Below are 14,740 nucleotides of genomic sequence, written 5' to 3' on the forward strand. Positions count from 1 at the left end.
CGCCGAAAAGGCAGGTGCGCCAACGCATGCTCGTGGATCAAGCGGCCAGCAGGACGGGGGAGATCGCCAGCGGCGAGATGGCCGGGTGCCGGGCCGGGGCGGGACGGGCGCGAAGCAGGTCTTCGGCCACCTGCCGTGTGAGCGAACCCAGGCTGGTGCCCAGAGCCCCCGCCAAGGCCGCGATCATCTCGCTGGACGGCTCCTTGCGCCCCCGTTCGACCTCGGACAGATACTGCGGCGAAATACCTGCCCGCCCAGCCGTTTCCGTCAGTTTCTCCCCCCGCTCCAGCCGGAGCGAGCGCAGCTGACCGCCGAGCGCCTCCCGCCACAGCGGCTCGCGCACCGGCGCCGGACGCACCGCGGGTCGCACCACCCCGGCTTCGTCGAGACCACCGGGAATTGCTTTCAAACGCGGATGCTCGGCCATCTCCCGAGCGTAAATTCCCCCACCACGCCGCCGCGCCCCGATCTGCTCAGGGCGAAATGTCTGTCGGAGTGTGCGGGGGTCGGTGCGCGACCTTGATCCCTCGGGGTTTGGGGGCTGAGCCCCCAAACGTCCCTCGGAGTTTCAGGGGCGAAACCCCTTCGCAGAAGTGCCGAGAGTCGGCTAGACCCGCCCGATCGCGGCAGCCATCACCCGCACGGCCGAGACCAGGCCGTCGATCAGCTCACCCTGACGGAAGGAGCTGGTGGCGGCGGTGGCGCCGAGCTGGCAGACGCGGTCGTTGGCGCGCTCGGCGACGTCGCGGCCGGAGCGCACCTCGACGGAGCTGGTGTTCGGGTCCACCGCGATGAGCACCGAACGGGCGGCCTCGGGGGTGGACGGGAACAGGGCGTCCACGCCGGCGGCCGAGTCCGAGCCCAGGTCACCGATGTAGATGTTGAAGCGCACCTTGGTGGCGCGGGTGGCGTCGGTGAGCGCATTGTCCATGAGCAGCCGCTCGCGGTCGCTGAACGGCGCTTCCTTGAAGACGTCGCCGGCCTCGTGCACACCGGAGACGCGTCCACTCGTGGTGATCGCGTAACCGTGGGGTAGGTCGGCCTGGTCCACCGCGGGCCAATTAGAACTTGCCACTTGCCCGGCCTCCGATCAGCTCCGCGTCGGCGGATTCGATAGCCGCATGGTCTCCATGCGAATCAGCAGTGTCGTGGTGGCCGGATCCGGTCACCTCGTCGGTCGCGCTCCACAGCACCGGGGGCTGGGTCCACTTCGCACCGAGTTCGTAGTGTTCCGGCTTCTTGCCGGGCAGCGGCTTGCCGAGGAACGACAATCCGGCGATCACCAGATAGATCGCGACCGGGATGCCGACGTAGATCAGCACTGTCTGGAGAATGCTCACGGCCCAACGGTAGTCGATGCCCGTGTGACTACTACGACCGGTAAGGGCTAGTGCGGCCGTGTCGTGACAAACCCTTCCAGACCAGCCAGGCCGTCGAGTTCGCCGGAAGTTCCCGCCGCCCATTGATCGCCGCGCTCGCCAGCAGCACCTCACCCGCGGGGAGCATGATCGGCGCATCGGTGGCATTGAGCACGCACAGCAGACCGCCGTTGCGCCGGAACGCGAGGCAGCCGGGCGGACTCGCGTACCACTCCAGCTCGAACCCGCTGAATTCCGGCCGGACGGCCCGCAATTCGATCGCCATCCGGTACAGCGACAGCATGGAATCCATTCGCTCCAGCTGCGCCTCCACGGTCAGCGCCGCCCACTCCGGCGGCATGGGCAGCCACGGCACCCCCGACGTGAACCCGAACGGCGGCGACTCCCCCTCCCACGGCAGCGGCACCCGGCAGCCGTCCCGGCCGCGCTCGGTGTGCCCGGAGCGCTCCCAGGTGGGGTCCTGCAGCGCCGACTCGGGGAGATCGTCCACATTGGCCAGCCCCAATTCGGCTCCGTTGTAGACGAATACGCTGCCCGGCAGTGCCAGTTCCAGCAGGATCATGGCCCGTGCCCGCGCCTGCCCGACGGGCCCGCCACCGTAGCGGGTGACCTCGCGCTCGATGTCGTGGTTGGACAGCGTCCAGGTGGGCGTCGCGCCGACCCCGGCCACCGCGCGCAGCGAATTGTCCACGGCCGCGCGGATCCGATCCGGCCGGAAGGGCGTCTGGGCGAGCCGGAAATTGAAGGCCAGGTGCAGTTCGTCGGGCCGGAGGTATTCGCCGAAGCGGGTGTTGTCGTCGACCCACACCTCGCCGATGGCGACCGCGTGTGGATACTCGTCCATCACCTTCCGGATCCGCCGGTGGATATCGTGCGCGCCGGGGTTGTTGAAGCGCGGATCGTCGTCTTCGAGATGGAGCATCCGCGTATCGACGCGCTCCATGTCGGGCAGGCCCGGGGGTTTGGCCATGCCGTGCGCCACGTCTATCCGGAAGCCGTCCACGCCACGGTCCAGCCAGAACCGCAGGGTCTGTTCGAAATCGGCTGCGACCTCAGGGTTTTCCCAGTTCAGGTCGGGTTGTTCGGCGGCGAAGATGTGGAGGTACCACTGCCCCGGTCTACCGTCCGGTTCGATCACCCGGGTCCAGGCCGGACCACCGAAGATGCTCGGCCAATTGTTCGGCGGCACAGCACCGTCCCGCCCGCGGCCGTCGCGGAAGAAGTATCGTGCCCGCTCCGGACTCCCCGGCGCCGCCACCAGCGCCGCCCGAAACCAGGGATGCTGATCGCTGGTGTGGTTGGGCACCAGGTCCATGGTCACCCGCATGTCCCGGTCGTGCGCCTCGGCGATGATCGCGTCCAGCGCGTCGAGGCCGCCGAACAGCGGGTCGATATCGCGTGGGTCGGACACGTCGTAGCCGCCGTCGGCCATGGGCGAGCGCATCACCGGGCAGATCCACAGCGCATCCACCCCGAGTAGCTCGAGATAGCCCAGGCGGTCACGTAGTCCACCCAGATCGCCGACACCGTCACCGCCGGAATCGGCGAAGGAACGCGGGTACACCTGGTAGAACACGGCCGATCGCCACCACGGGGACGGCCCGGCTCCGTCCCCGGCTGCGGCGGAAATATCTGTCACAGCCGTAATGGTGCCAAAGCACAGTGACTTTCGCGGGCGCGTCGACCGGACTTGTCCAGTTTCAGCAAATTAGCAGCGGACAGCTGCGGGCGCCCGGAAACACTGTGAGGCGCTGGGATTTCTGCGGATCGAACTCAGAAAGGCGAGTTTATGAGCGAATTTGCGGCCATCTCGAAGTAATCGAGCAGCTGCCGCCGGTGCGCATCGTCGAGCACCTCCGGCTCGATCTCCGCCACCGCGATGCGCATGGCCCGCAGCCACGCGTCCCGCTCGATCGGACCGACCTTGAACGGCACATGCCGCATCCGCAGGCGCGGATGCCCGCGCTCATCGGAGTAGGTCCGCGGCCCGCCCCAGTACTGCTCCAGGAACATCCGCAGGCGGCGCTCGGCCGGGCCCAGGTCCTGCTCCGGATACAGCGGCCGCAACACCTCGTCCTGCGCCACCTCGCGGTAGAACGCCGCGACGATCCGATGGAACGTCTTCTCGCCGCCCACGGCTTCATAGAAGGAGGTTGCAGTCTGCTCGCCGGAAGTCACGCTCCCATTGTGCCCAGTCCCGCGACATCCGGCCCGGGTGCACCCTCGATGCGGCCGATCGACGCCCCTCAGCACACTGTTCGCTGCTCGGAACAAGTGTTTCTCGACACCCGGCCGGCCCGCGTGCACGATTGTCACGTCCCGTTCATCCGAATGTGCCCGACAATGTGCGAAATCACCGTGCAATGTGCGGCGAGTCATGGTCAACTGGGTGGCAGTCTGCCGAGATACCACACAATCGGACGAATACGAAACCGGGGTATGGCCCATGAAGCAGCGGCACGGCGCCCGACACGAGGCGCGGACCCATCGACAACTCCAGCCCGCCGACGTCCACAATCGTGGGTCGGGGGCTACTCCGCTGCACTTGCTGTCCGAACATTCTCATTCCGAGCATCACCTGGGCGCCCATCCCGAGCCCGCCCATCCGGGCGACCACCGCGAGCATGCGCATCATCCGCCCACCGCAGCACCCGTTCCCGCCTGGGCCAAACGCCGTGTGCTGCTGCTGAACGCCACGTACGAGCCGCTCACGGCCCTGTCCGCGCGTCGCGCCATCGTGCTGCTGATCTGCGACAAGGCCGACACCGTGCACGACAATCCGGAGGGTCCGGTCGTGCATTCCGCCGGCACCTCGGTGGCGCTCCCCTCGGTCATCCGACTACGCAACTACGTGCGCGTCCCCTACCGGGCACGGGTACCCATGACCCGAGCCGCCCTCATGCATCGTGACCGCTACCGCTGCGCCTACTGCGGCGGCAAGGCCGAAACCATCGATCACGTCATTCCACGCAGCCGCGGCGGCGCCCACTCGTGGGAGAACTGCGTCGCGTCCTGCGCCCCCTGCAATCACCGCAAGGCCGACAAGCTCCTGAGCGAACTGGGCTGGACGCTGCACCATCCGATGGTCGCGCCCAAGGGCCCGCACTGGCGGTTGCTGTCGGCCAGCTCGGAACTGGATCCGACGTGGTTGCAGTACCTCGGCGAGGGCGCGGCCTGACGCGTCACTCCCCTGTGGGCAGACCGGCTTCGGCGGCCAGCACGCCGAGCGCGCGCAGGAAGGCCGTGCGCTCCTTGGCCGTCAGCCCGGCGGTGAGCTCTTCGTCGAGTTCCCGCGCGGCCCTTTCGCATTCCGCCAGCAGCGTGTAACCGTGCCCGGTGAGCGTCAGCACCTGCCGGCGCCGATCCCCGGGATCGCGCACGCGCTCGATCGCGCCGAGTCGTTCCAGATGATCTGCCAGCGCCACCACCAGGCTCGGCGCGACGCCGAGCCTGCCCGCCAATTCCTGCTGTGACGCGGCCTCACCGTGGCTCAGCGTGGTCATCAGCCCCGCGTGTTTCGGCTTCAGCTCGAGGGTTTCGATGCGTGCGGCGAAGCGATCGGCGACCACCGAACCCACCGTGCCCAACCGGAACGAGACGGTCTTCGGGAGTCCGGTCGGCTTCTTGACATCGTTCACGGGTCAGATGATACTTCCCTCAAAACGTTCAGACACTGAATGATTTAAGGAGTGAAGGAAATGGATGCTTACACCGGATTCGCCCTCGCGAACGCGGCGGTCGCCCTGGTCTCGGGAATCTCCAGCGTGGTGGGTATGGCGCGGCCCGCACTGGCGGTACCGAACGGGAGCCAGATCAATGCGGGCACAATGGTTTTCGCGTACGGGTACGGGGCACGGGCGGTGCCGTTGAGCATCGTGATGCTTATCCTGCTCGCGGTCGGAGCCCGCAGCGGGCTGGCGCCGATCCTGGTGGTCGCCGGACTGGCTCAGATCGGCGACGCGGTCATCGGTGCGGGACGGCGCAATTGGCCGATGGCGGTCTCCTGCGTCGGGCTGGCGGCGGTGCACCTGCTGTCCGCCTGGTGGGTGGCCGGGCAGTGAGATCGGCCGCGCCGCAGCCGGATTCGCGGATCAGCTGTATTCGCTGACCAGCAGTGCCCAAGTGCCCGGCTCGAGAGCCTCGAAGACGTGCGGCAGATCACCGGGGTAGCAGATGTAGTCGCCGGGCCCGAGTTCCACCGGATCTTCGGCGAGCCCGACCTTGGCGCGTCCGGCGCACAGCACGATGTGCTCGACGACGCCGCGGGAGTGCGGTGCCGAGTCACGAGGATGGCCGGGTTCGGCGGTGACGCGATAGACATCACGACGGGCCGCGGGCGGGGAGGCCGCGAGCAGGGTGGTCCGGTACTCGGACCGCGCCGAGGCGAGGACCGGACCCTCACCCGCACGGATCACCTGAACCTGCGGGGTCGGGGGATCCAGCAGCCGCGAGAACTGGATGTCGAGCGCGAGGCAGAGCGCCCACAGCGTTTCGATGCTGGGGTTGCCGGAGCCCGATTCCAGTTGGGACAGTGTGGATTTGGCGATCCCGGCGCGACGGGCGACCTCGGTCAGCGAGAGTCCGGAACGAGCCCGCTCCCGGCGCAGAGCGGCGGCGATCGCCTCCTGCGGAGACGCGGGCGCCTGCTGCGGGGCCGCCGGCACCTGCTGGGCAGACACAGGCTCGGAGCGGTCGGACTGCTGGGTCATGGTGGCGTTCACAGTACCGGGATGTCGGCACGTCCCTTTGACGAACCTGGCCGGTTGTGTTCATTATAGAAAACATGCGTTCGACATGGCGAACACTCGATCGGGGTGTGCTCACAGGTATCGCGGCGATCTGCCTGGCAGTCGCCATGATCGGCGTATCCTACGGCGCTACCGCGGTGACCTCCGGACTGCCCGGCTGGCTGCCGGTGCTCATGAGCGTCGCCGTCGTGGCCGGCGGCTCGGAATTCGTCTTCATCGGCATTCTCACCGCCGGCGGCGGGCTGGTCGCCGCCGTACTGGCGGGACTGCTCGTCAACGCCCGGCACCTGCCCTATGGACTGTCCGTGCCCGATGTGGTCGGCACCGGCTGGCGGCGGCTGCTGGGTACCCACGTGATGAACGACGAATCGGTGGCCATGGCCCTGGCCCAGCCGGATCGGGATCGACGGCGTGCCGCCTACTGGGTGTGCGGGCTCTCGGTACTCGCCGCGTGGCCGCTCGGCGCGACGATCGGCGCGATACTCGGTGCGGTGGTGCCGGACCCCAATGCGTTCGGTTTGGACGCCGTCTTACCGGCCGTGCTGTTCTCACTGGTGCTGCCCGCCCTGCGCGAACCCCTCACCCGCACAGCCGCTCTGGTCGGCGCGGTGGTCGCCGCGGCGACCACGCCGTTCCTGGGCGCGGGACTGCCGGTACTGCTCGCGCTGACCGCGGTCTTGCTGGTCGTGCGCCGCGCGGGCGCGGGCGAAGCCACCACCGCGAACGCGGATCAGGCGGCGAGTACCGAGTGCACCACCGCTGCGGCTGGGACCGTGTGATGCGGGCGATCTTTCGACGGCTGGACTCCAGGGGCGCGCGCCGATGACCAAGACTCTCCTGGTGGGTGCCATGGCATTGGCCATGGGCACCTTCGCATTCCGACTCGCCGGGCCGCTGTTGCGGAGCCGGGTCAAGATTTCGCCGCGCACCATCCGGCTGCTGGAGATCGCGTCGGTCGTGCTGCTCACCGCGCTGGCGGTCACCACGCTGGTACCCACGGGCAGCGGCCAATTCGGGTGGGCGCTGCCCGCGGGCGCGCTGGTCGCGGCGGGGCTGGCGTGGAAGCGCGCGCCGCTGCTCGTGGTGATCCTCTCCGCGGCGGTGGTAACGGCGGGGCTGCGGATGCTCGGCGTGCACTGAAGAGCGAATCCTCAGCGTCTGCTGAGGACTGAATCCCGGCGTACCGAATTCGCTAGCCGCGCAGCAGGTCCGCGAGCCGGGCCCAGGAATCCTCGGCGACCTCGGGCCGGTACCAATCGCGGCCGGGGAAGAGGAAGCCGTGCGGGGCGTCGTCGTAGATCACGATCTCGTGCTGGATACTGCCCGCGCTCAGCGCCTCTTCGAGGTCGTCGCGAGCCTCGGCATCGATCAGCGGATCCTGACCGCCGAAGAACAACACGACCCGGCCCGTGATGCCGGGGGTGGCTTCGACAGTAGGTTCGGGTGTGGACAGCGGGATATCGGTATTGGTGAGCCAGCCCGGGTAGAACGCGGCGGTGGCGGCCAGTGGGAGCTGGGTGGCGGCGTAGTAGGCAACATGCCCGCCCGCGCTGAAACCGACCATATTCAGCGACACCGCGCCGCGACGGCGCAATTCGTCGAGACAGGCCGAGATGTCGTCGACCACTCCCGGACGGGTCAGGGTGCGCAGCAGTTCGAGGCCGCGTTCCCGGTCGGCGTGCAATTCCAGCTCGGCGCGCGGCGCGGCGCGGTGGAACAGGTCCGGCAGGACGGCGATGACGCCCAGGGACGCCAGGCGGTCGGCGGCTGCCCGCGCCGTGGCGTGCTGGCCGTAGATCTCGTGTCCCACAACGACTCCCGGATACTCACCCGGTTCCGCCGGACGGGCCACGTAGGCACTCATCACGGCATCGCCGACCTTCAGGTCGGTCCACTCGGTCACGATCGCGGCATCGCTCATGCCGCCAAGGTAATCCGCACGGGGCGGGGCGACCAATCGTTGCGGCTATGTCGGCCATCGCGATTCCAATGGCCGGCCGACCGGTTGTCGCGTCAGCCGCCCACGGCGGGCGCGAAGGCCGGGGCCAGCAGGGCGATACCCAGCGCCACACCCGCGAGAATGCACCTCAGGATCGTCATGATTATGGCCCCTCCCGTGGTTGCGTTCGGCCCGACTCGAACGTAGCCCGGCTCGAAAAACCCTACGAGCCAGGATATTCGGTGCCCCGTGCATTGGGGGCCGGTTCGGGCGGGACTCAGTATCGGAAGGCGGCAGAGCCTCAGCGCGGGAGCAGCGGCAGGGCGGGGCCGCGACGGCGGGCCACCGAACCGTAGCGGGCGTCCAGGCGCAGCCAGGTACGAGCCGCACGCACCCGCACGATCTCGTCCACCGAGATGCGGCGGGAGTCGGTCTTCTCGCCGCCGTGCGGAATGAAATCCATGGCGGCGAGGGCGAACACCACCCGCATGGGCACCTCGACCTGCTCGCCGCCGCCGGACACGGTGAGCACCGTCTGATCCAGCAGGGCGGCCGGCGGGCCGTGCTGGCTGCCGTGCTCCTGCGCCAATTCGGCTCCGCGCTCCGCCAATTCGACGAGCATGCGGGCGGGCACGTCCTCCACATGGACGAACCCGGCCTCGGGCGGCAGCGCGGTGCGCCAGGCGGAATCCATGGCATAGCCGAGCCCGAACGCAGCGCCCGCGTCCGGCCCGTGCAGCCCGGCGAGGACGGCATCCGCGCCGACGGTCACATCATCCATCCCGAGGTCGGCCACCACGGTGCGCACCGCCAGCGCCTCGAATCCGGTGGTCGCCCAGGCGGAGACGTAGCGGTCCCCACGCCGGCGCAGCCGGATGACGGCCGCCGGGTCGAGGCGGACTGCATGCGTGATGAAGGTGGCCAGGTTCTCGCGTTCCGCGGGATCCGGAACGTGCAGGGTCAGCTGTCCCGACAACGGTCGTTCTCGGTCAGTCGGCCAGCCACTGCGCGAGGTAGTCACGTTCCTCGGCGGTGAGGCGGCGTAGGCGCTGGGTGTCGATGTCGAAAGCGGCCAGCTGGGTGGAGGCGATCACCGCGGGCGGGGAGTCCGGAGCGGCGCCGGCGGCGCGCACCTCGTAGCCGACGGTGAAGTCCACCGCGCGCAGCCGGTCGATCCACATGGACACGTCCAGCGGCGAATCCTCGTGACGGAGCTGCCCCTTGTACTGCACCCGCAGATCGGCCAGCACACAGCCGGACCGCAACGCAACCGTCGGTCGCTCATCCAGGAACAGCCACGGGATGCGGGCCTCCTCCAGCAGGGTGACCATGCGGGCATGGTTGATGTGCTGGAAGGCGTCCATATCCGACCAGCGCACCTCCACCGTGGTGTGGAAACGCTTCGGCTCGGCCGAGTCCGGGGACTCCCCCGGACTCGGTGCTGCCGTCTTCGCATGGCCGTTCAGCGAACCGACACTCGTCAACGCGGTACCTCCGATTGCGCACCCACCCCACTCACCATGCTTCGCACCTGCCGCGCCGCAACCGACAGCGTGGCCAGATCGTGGGTTCCGGACTCGAACAGTTCCGACAGGGCAGAGCGTGCACGGCCCAGCCGGGACTGGTTCTTGGACTCCCAGTATGCAATCTTCTCCTCGGCCGTCTCCTCCGGGTCACCACCGGAGAGCACGTCGAGGGTGAGCGAGCGCAGCGAGCCGTACATGTCGTCGCGCAGCGCGAGCCGGGCCAGCGCGTGCCAGCGATCACCGCGTTCCAGGTGGCTGACCGCCTGCAACAGCCAATCGATCTTGAGGTGATCGTTGAGCGCGTAGTACAGCGCACCCACCTCCTCACCGCTGCGATCGGTGATGTCGGCGATATCCAGCACATCCAGCAGCGGGAACTGGTTCAGCAGGCCGAACACCTCGGTGGCCAGCTCCGAGGGCGCCCCCTGCTCGACGATCGCCTGGGACTGCGCATTGAGGCTGTCGATGTGGTGACCGCGCAGCCAGCCCGGCACCTTGGGCGAGAGAGCACGCACACCCTGCGCGTAGCGATGGATCTCCGCGCCCACCGCGACCGGCTGCGGGCGGTTGTTGAGCAACCAGCGCGAGGCCCGGTCCAGGGTGCGCTTGGTCTCCAGCTCCAGCGTGTCCTTCGTCCCCGTGGAGATCTCCGCGGCGCGAATACGACTCCACACCGAGTGCAGATCGAAGATCTGGGTCGCCGCGGTGAAGGCGCGGACCGCGTCGGAGGCCGAGGCCCCGATCTCCTCGCCCAGCCGGAAGGCATAGGTGATGCCGCCCAGGTCGACCACCTCGTTCACCAGCACGGTGGCGGTGATCTCCCGGCGCAGGCGATGCCGCTTGATGGCCACACCGAAGCGGGTGCGCAGCGGGGTCGGGAAGTACTGCGGCAACCGTGCGGAGAAGTACGCGATATCGGGCAGATCGCTGGCCAGCAGGTCGGCCTTGAATGAAAGCTTCACGTGCGCCATGAGATTCGACAGCTCCGGCGAGGTCAGGCCGGTGCCCTCCTCGGCGCGCTGCTTCATCTGCGCGTCGCTGGGCAGCGCCTCGAGCTCGCGGTCCAGGCCACGACGTTCCTCGAGATCCTCGATGACGCGCTGGTGCACATTGAGCATGTACGGGGCCTCGGCCCGGGACATACCCATAAGGATGTTCTGGGAGACGTTGTCCTGCAGCACAAGTGCGGAGACCTCGTCGGTCATGGAGGCCAGCAGCGGATTGCGCTCGGCCTCGGGCAGTTCGCCGGAGGAAACCACGCCGTCGAGCAGGACCTTGATATTGACCTCGTGGTCGGAGCAGTCCACACCGGCGGAGTTGTCCAGCGCGTCTGTGTTCATCTTGCCGTCGTGGCGGCAGAACTCGATGCGGCCCAGAGCGGTCACACCCAGGTTGCCGCCCTCGCCGATCACCTTGACCCGCAAGGCGTTCGCGTTCACCCGGACCGCGTCATTGGACTTGTCGCCCACCTCGGCATTGGTCTCGGTACTGGCCTTGATATAGGTGCCGATGCCGCCGTTCCACAGCAGCTGCACGGGGGACTGCAGGATGGCGCGGATCATCTCCGGCGGGGACAGCGAGACAACGTCGGCGGCCAGGCCGAGCACCTTGCGGACCTGGTCGGTGACCGGGATGGCCTTCACCGTGCGGTCGTAGACCCCACCGCCCTCGCTGATCAGGGACCGGTCGTAGTCGGCCCACGACGAGCGCGGCAGCGCGAACATGCGCTCACGCTCGGCGAAAGAGATCGCGGCATCGGGATTCGGGTCCAGGAAGATGTGGCGATGGTCGAAGGCCGCGACCAGCCGGATGTGGCGCGAGAGCAGCATGCCATTGCCGAACACGTCACCGGACATGTCACCGATGCCGACCACCGTGAAGTCCTGCGACTGGGTGTCGATGTCCATCTCGGCGAAGTGCCGCTTCACGCTCTCCCACGCGCCCTTGGCGGTGATGCCCATGGCCTTGTGGTCGTAGCCCACCGAACCGCCGGAAGCGAAGGCGTCGCCGAGCCAGAAACCGTAGTGCTGGGCCACATCATTGGCGATATCGGAGAAGGAGGCGGTGCCCTTGTCGGCGGCGACCACGAGGTAGGTGTCGTCGGCGTCGCGGCGCAGCACGCGCTCGGGAGGCAGCACCGCGCCGGTGGCGCGATCGACATTGTCGGTGACGTCGAGCAGGCCGGAGATGAAGGTGCGGTAGCAGGCGATGCCCTCGGTCTGCAGGGCCTGCCGATCGGCGACCGGATCGGCGGTGGCACCCGGGGGCTGCTTGACCACGAAACCGCCCTTGGCGCCGACCGGCACGATCACCGCGTTCTTCACCGCCTGCGCCTTGACCAGGCCCAGGACCTCGGTGCGGAAGTCCTCGAGGCGGTCCGACCAGCGCAGGCCGCCGCGCGCCACCGGACCGAAGCGCAGGTGCACGCCCTCCACCCGCGGGGAGTAGACGAAGATCTCGAATTGTGGCCTGGGCTTGGGCAATTCGGTGATCTCCTGCGGTTCCACCTTGAACGACAGGTAGTCCCGCGCGGTGCCCTCGGCGTCGGTGACGTAGTAATTGGTGCGCAGGGTGGCCTTGATCAGGCCGAGGATGGCGCGCAGAATGCGGTCGGCGTCCATGCTCACCACCTCGTCGATGCGGAGGCGGACCGCGGCCTCGAGCTCGGTGGCATGGTCGGGGTTGGCCGAGTCCGGATCGAAGAGCGCGGTGAACAGCTCCACGAACATGCTCGCCGCTTCCGGATAGGCCAGCAGCACGCGGGTGATGGCGGCCTGGCTGTACTGGAATCCGGCCTGCTGCAGGTACTTCGAGTAGGCGCGCAGGATCGCGACGCTGCGCCAGTGCAGGCCGGCGCGCAGCACCAGCTCATTGAGGCTGTCGGCCTCGGCGCGGCCGTACCAGAGCGCCGCGAAGGCCTCGGTGAAGCGTTCGCGTAAACCGCGCACCTGGGCGTCGAGCACGTCGAGCCGGCTCACGGACTCCACCAGTTCGGCGTCCATGTTCCGGTCCAGGGCGCTGCGCAGCAGCTCGGGACGGGCAAGCAGGCCGAAGTCGTAGATCCACTGCTCCGGGCCCTGATCGCGCTCGACGTGGTGCGGGCGCTCGTCGATCACCTCCACGCCGAGGCTCTGCAGCAGCGGCAGCACCTGGCTCAGCGAGATGCCACCGCCACCACCGATGTAGAGCGTGAAACGCCAAGAGCCCGGGGCGGAGTCGGACCAGCGGTACAGGTGCTGGTCGATGCCCCCGTCGGGCAGCCGCTGCAGCCGCAGGATGTCGGCCACGGCACGGGTGGGCTCGAAGTCCTCCTTGTAGCTCTCCGGCAGCGACTCGGCGTAGCGCTGCGCCACCGCCGGATCGAGCAAGGTGGAGTTGGCCACCTCGTCGCGCAGGTGGTCGTCCCAGGTGCGGCTGGCCTCGGCGAGCAGGTGCTGGATGCGCAGCCGGTTGGGCTCGCCGGTGTCGGCCACGATGCCCTGATCGGGCAGCCGGACCGTGAAATACACACTGGCGAGGTCACTTTCGGACACGCGCGCCGAATAGTCGATGGATACACCACCCAGTTCGCGCACCAGGATGTCCTGCATCTCCAGGCGGACGCGGGTGGTGTAGCGGTCACGCGGCAGGTACACCATGCAGGCCACGAAGCGGCCATAGCCGTCCATGCGCATGAACAGTCGAACCTGGCGGCGCATGCCGACATTCAGCACCGCGCTGGCGGTGCGGCGCAGCGCGTCGCCGTCGGAGGAGAACAGCTCGGTGCGCGGGAAGGCCTGGATCACCTCGAGCATCTCCTGGCCGGAGAAGGAGTCCAGGTCGAAGCCGCTGGACTCGATGATGGAGCGCACCCGGCGGTCGATGACGGGGATATCGAGCACGTTCTCGTGCAGGGCGGTGACGGTGAAGACGCCGATGAACAGGTGCTCGCCCGTGACGGCACCGGATTCGTCGATCTCGGCCACGCCGACGAAGTACGGGTAGACCGCGCGGTGCACGGTGGCCGGGACGAGGCCCTGGGTCAACATGAGCAGCGGCTGGTCGCCGCTGTTGTCGGGGACCCGGAAGTCGGTGCCCACATTGGGGCGCAGCACGCCGAGGCTGGTCTCCGGCACGATGATGGACTTGGCCTGACCGTCCACGGTGCTGCGCTCGTAGCGGGCGTAGCCCAGCACGGTGAAGTGGCCGTCTGCGAGCCAGCGCAACAGGTTGGCGCAGTCGGTGAGATCCGTTGCGGGAAAGGCGGATCTGCCTGCGGTGGCTGCGGTGTCGAGCTCAGCGGCGACCCGCTCCTGCGCCTCGCGCATGGCCTCGGTGTCCTCGATGACCCGGCGCACATCGGTGAGTACGTCGGGCAGCGCGGTCTCGATCTGCTCGAGCTGGGCGCGGCTGGTGGCGGGGTGCAGCTGCACGTGCATCCAGGACTCGGGCAGGCCGGTGGTGCCATTGCCGTCGACCTCGTGCGGCGCTGCCGTCTCGAGGCGGCCCGCGGCGTCTCGGGTCACCTCGAAGATGGGGTGTACGACCTCACTGACACTGACACCGATCCGGCTCAGCGAGGAGGTCACGGATTCGACCAGCAGCGGCATGTCATCGGTCACGAGCTGGATGGCGACGCCGAGTCCGGCCTCGTCATCCGCATGGTACACACGGACATTCGCGGTGCCGGGGGTGCGCTGGATGCCGAGATCCACATGGCAGCGGAAGATGTGGGTGGATGTCGCGGGGATCGCGCAGTCAGCATCGCCGGCGTCGACATGGCGGAAATACGCCTCCTCGAGGGATACGAGATTGCCCCGCAGAGACGCGGGCAAACTCGCAGCCCAGGCCGCGCTGGACAACTCGGACGAGACCGTCATTTCGCCAACTCCTCGGATTCGGTTCCGTAACAAAGTGACGCCGATGCGAGAGTAGCTGGGCGCAAGAACTGCCGGGCTGAATTCCTCTCAATGCCGCGCCGCGTCTCATCATACGTATGAACCGGACAGTTCGGTCGTCGCCGACTTCGTCCGATATCGCCAGGTCGCATACGACAAACCTTGCACCAAAACAGTTTTCACGCACAAGTACGAATGCGAAACCACTGAGTTCGCTATTCGATAACCGTTCATCTGGCCGGTCACGGCCCGCCATCCAGCGGGCCGCGAA

The 14,740-nt window shown here is 68.1% G+C and carries 15 protein-coding genes; 4 read left to right on the forward strand and 11 right to left on the reverse strand.

Annotated features, from left to right (window positions below; translation table 11 throughout):
* Positions 1 to 37: 37 nt before the first annotated feature.
* From ACIRRA_RS14315 to ACIRRA_RS14335, 5 genes are all read right to left on the reverse strand, one after another.
* Positions 38 to 427 (reverse strand): helix-turn-helix domain-containing protein, encoded by a 390-nt coding sequence (locus ACIRRA_RS14315; RefSeq protein WP_402767371.1) that lies wholly within the window; start codon positions 425 to 427, stop codon positions 38 to 40.
* Between the two features lie 180 nt (positions 428 to 607).
* Complete coding sequence (locus ACIRRA_RS14320) at positions 608 to 1,075, reverse strand: DUF5130 domain-containing protein (protein WP_357006038.1); 468 nt, start codon at positions 1,073 to 1,075, stop codon at positions 608 to 610.
* Positions 1,062 to 1,340: a hypothetical protein gene (locus ACIRRA_RS14325; protein WP_357006036.1), complete on the reverse strand. Its 279-nt coding sequence runs from the start codon at positions 1,338 to 1,340 to the stop codon at positions 1,062 to 1,064. Before ACIRRA_RS14325 ends, ACIRRA_RS14320 begins: the two co-directional genes overlap by 14 nt.
* Before the next feature lie 31 nt (positions 1,341 to 1,371).
* Complete coding sequence (locus ACIRRA_RS14330) at positions 1,372 to 3,018, reverse strand: glycoside hydrolase family 13 protein (RefSeq protein WP_402767373.1); 1,647 nt, start codon at positions 3,016 to 3,018, stop codon at positions 1,372 to 1,374.
* A gap of 134 nt (positions 3,019 to 3,152) precedes the next feature.
* Entirely contained in the window at positions 3,153 to 3,557 is a 405-nt protein-coding gene (locus ACIRRA_RS14335; RefSeq protein ID WP_402767375.1) for a globin, read from the reverse strand.
* A 268-nt stretch (positions 3,558 to 3,825) separates the two neighbouring features.
* On the opposite strand from ACIRRA_RS14335, the gene ACIRRA_RS14340 reads away from it, so the two are divergent.
* A complete protein-coding gene (locus ACIRRA_RS14340; RefSeq protein ID WP_402767376.1) occupies positions 3,826 to 4,557 on the forward strand; it encodes an HNH endonuclease in 732 nt (243 codons plus the stop codon).
* 4 nt (positions 4,558 to 4,561) lie between these two features.
* Here the strand turns inward: ACIRRA_RS14340 and ACIRRA_RS14345 are convergent, their stop codons facing one another.
* A complete protein-coding gene (locus ACIRRA_RS14345) occupies positions 4,562 to 5,017 on the reverse strand; it encodes a MarR family winged helix-turn-helix transcriptional regulator (protein WP_402767378.1) in 456 nt (151 codons plus the stop codon).
* Positions 5,018 to 5,077: 60 nt separating this feature from the next.
* Here ACIRRA_RS14345 and ACIRRA_RS14350 point away from each other — a divergent pair, with 60 nt between their 5' ends.
* Positions 5,078 to 5,440, forward strand: a complete 363-nt coding sequence (locus ACIRRA_RS14350; RefSeq protein WP_402767380.1) for a hypothetical protein — start codon at positions 5,078 to 5,080, stop codon at positions 5,438 to 5,440.
* A 30-nt stretch (positions 5,441 to 5,470) separates the two neighbouring features.
* On the opposite strand, the gene ACIRRA_RS14355 is transcribed toward ACIRRA_RS14350, so the two are convergent.
* On the reverse strand, positions 5,471 to 6,088 hold the full coding sequence (locus ACIRRA_RS14355; protein WP_402767382.1) for a helix-turn-helix domain-containing protein: 618 nt from the start codon (positions 6,086 to 6,088) through the stop codon (positions 5,471 to 5,473).
* A gap of 74 nt (positions 6,089 to 6,162) precedes the next feature.
* Between ACIRRA_RS14355 and ACIRRA_RS14360 the strand changes: the two genes are divergently transcribed.
* Together ACIRRA_RS14360 and ACIRRA_RS14365 are read left to right on the forward strand one after the other, a co-directional pair.
* The gene (locus tag ACIRRA_RS14360) at positions 6,163 to 6,906 is read left to right on the forward strand and encodes an AzlC family ABC transporter permease (RefSeq protein ID WP_402767383.1); all 744 of its coding nucleotides are present in this window, start codon (positions 6,163 to 6,165) and stop codon (positions 6,904 to 6,906) included.
* Between the two features lie 43 nt (positions 6,907 to 6,949).
* Positions 6,950 to 7,267 carry an AzlD domain-containing protein gene (locus tag ACIRRA_RS14365; protein WP_402767384.1) on the forward strand — a complete coding sequence of 106 codons (318 nt, stop codon included), beginning with the start codon at positions 6,950 to 6,952 and terminating at the stop codon, positions 7,265 to 7,267.
* A gap of 52 nt (positions 7,268 to 7,319) precedes the next feature.
* On the opposite strand, the gene ACIRRA_RS14370 is transcribed toward ACIRRA_RS14365, so the two are convergent.
* From ACIRRA_RS14370 to ACIRRA_RS14385, 4 genes are all read right to left on the reverse strand, one after another.
* Positions 7,320 to 8,048, reverse strand: a complete 729-nt coding sequence (locus ACIRRA_RS14370; RefSeq protein WP_402767386.1) for a dienelactone hydrolase family protein — start codon at positions 8,046 to 8,048, stop codon at positions 7,320 to 7,322.
* Between the two features lie 319 nt (positions 8,049 to 8,367).
* A complete protein-coding gene (locus ACIRRA_RS14375; RefSeq protein ID WP_402767388.1) occupies positions 8,368 to 9,042 on the reverse strand; it encodes a hypothetical protein in 675 nt (224 codons plus the stop codon).
* Positions 9,043 to 9,055: 13 nt separating this feature from the next.
* Positions 9,056 to 9,451 (reverse strand): acyl-CoA thioesterase, encoded by a 396-nt coding sequence (locus tag ACIRRA_RS14380; protein WP_379382851.1) that lies wholly within the window; start codon positions 9,449 to 9,451, stop codon positions 9,056 to 9,058.
* Positions 9,452 to 9,546: 95 nt separating this feature from the next.
* Positions 9,547 to 14,451: an NAD-glutamate dehydrogenase gene (locus tag ACIRRA_RS14385; protein ID WP_402767389.1), complete on the reverse strand. Its 4,905-nt coding sequence runs from the start codon at positions 14,449 to 14,451 to the stop codon at positions 9,547 to 9,549.
* Between the last annotated feature and the right edge of the window lie 289 nt (positions 14,452 to 14,740).

This window comes from Nocardia sp. NPDC101769 (assembly GCF_044766925.1).
Lineage (GTDB): Bacteria > Actinomycetota > Actinomycetes > Mycobacteriales > Mycobacteriaceae > Nocardia.

Coding starts and splice junctions, on each gene's coding strand:
- ACIRRA_RS14315 (WP_402767371.1), bottom strand. CDS start 427: ATGGCCGAGCATCCGCGTTTGAAAGCAATTCCCGGTGGTCTCGACGAA.
- ACIRRA_RS14340 (WP_402767376.1), top strand. CDS start 3,826: ATGAAGCAGCGGCACGGCGCCCGACACGAGGCGCGGACCCATCGACAA.
- ACIRRA_RS14350 (WP_402767380.1), top strand. CDS start 5,078: ATGGATGCTTACACCGGATTCGCCCTCGCGAACGCGGCGGTCGCCCTG.
- ACIRRA_RS14355 (WP_402767382.1), bottom strand. CDS start 6,088: ATGACCCAGCAGTCCGACCGCTCCGAGCCTGTGTCTGCCCAGCAGGTG.
- ACIRRA_RS14360 (WP_402767383.1), top strand. CDS start 6,163: ATGCGTTCGACATGGCGAACACTCGATCGGGGTGTGCTCACAGGTATC.
- ACIRRA_RS14365 (WP_402767384.1), top strand. CDS start 6,950: ATGACCAAGACTCTCCTGGTGGGTGCCATGGCATTGGCCATGGGCACC.
- ACIRRA_RS14370 (WP_402767386.1), bottom strand. CDS start 8,048: ATGAGCGATGCCGCGATCGTGACCGAGTGGACCGACCTGAAGGTCGGC.
- ACIRRA_RS14385 (WP_402767389.1), bottom strand. CDS start 14,451: ATGACGGTCTCGTCCGAGTTGTCCAGCGCGGCCTGGGCTGCGAGTTTG.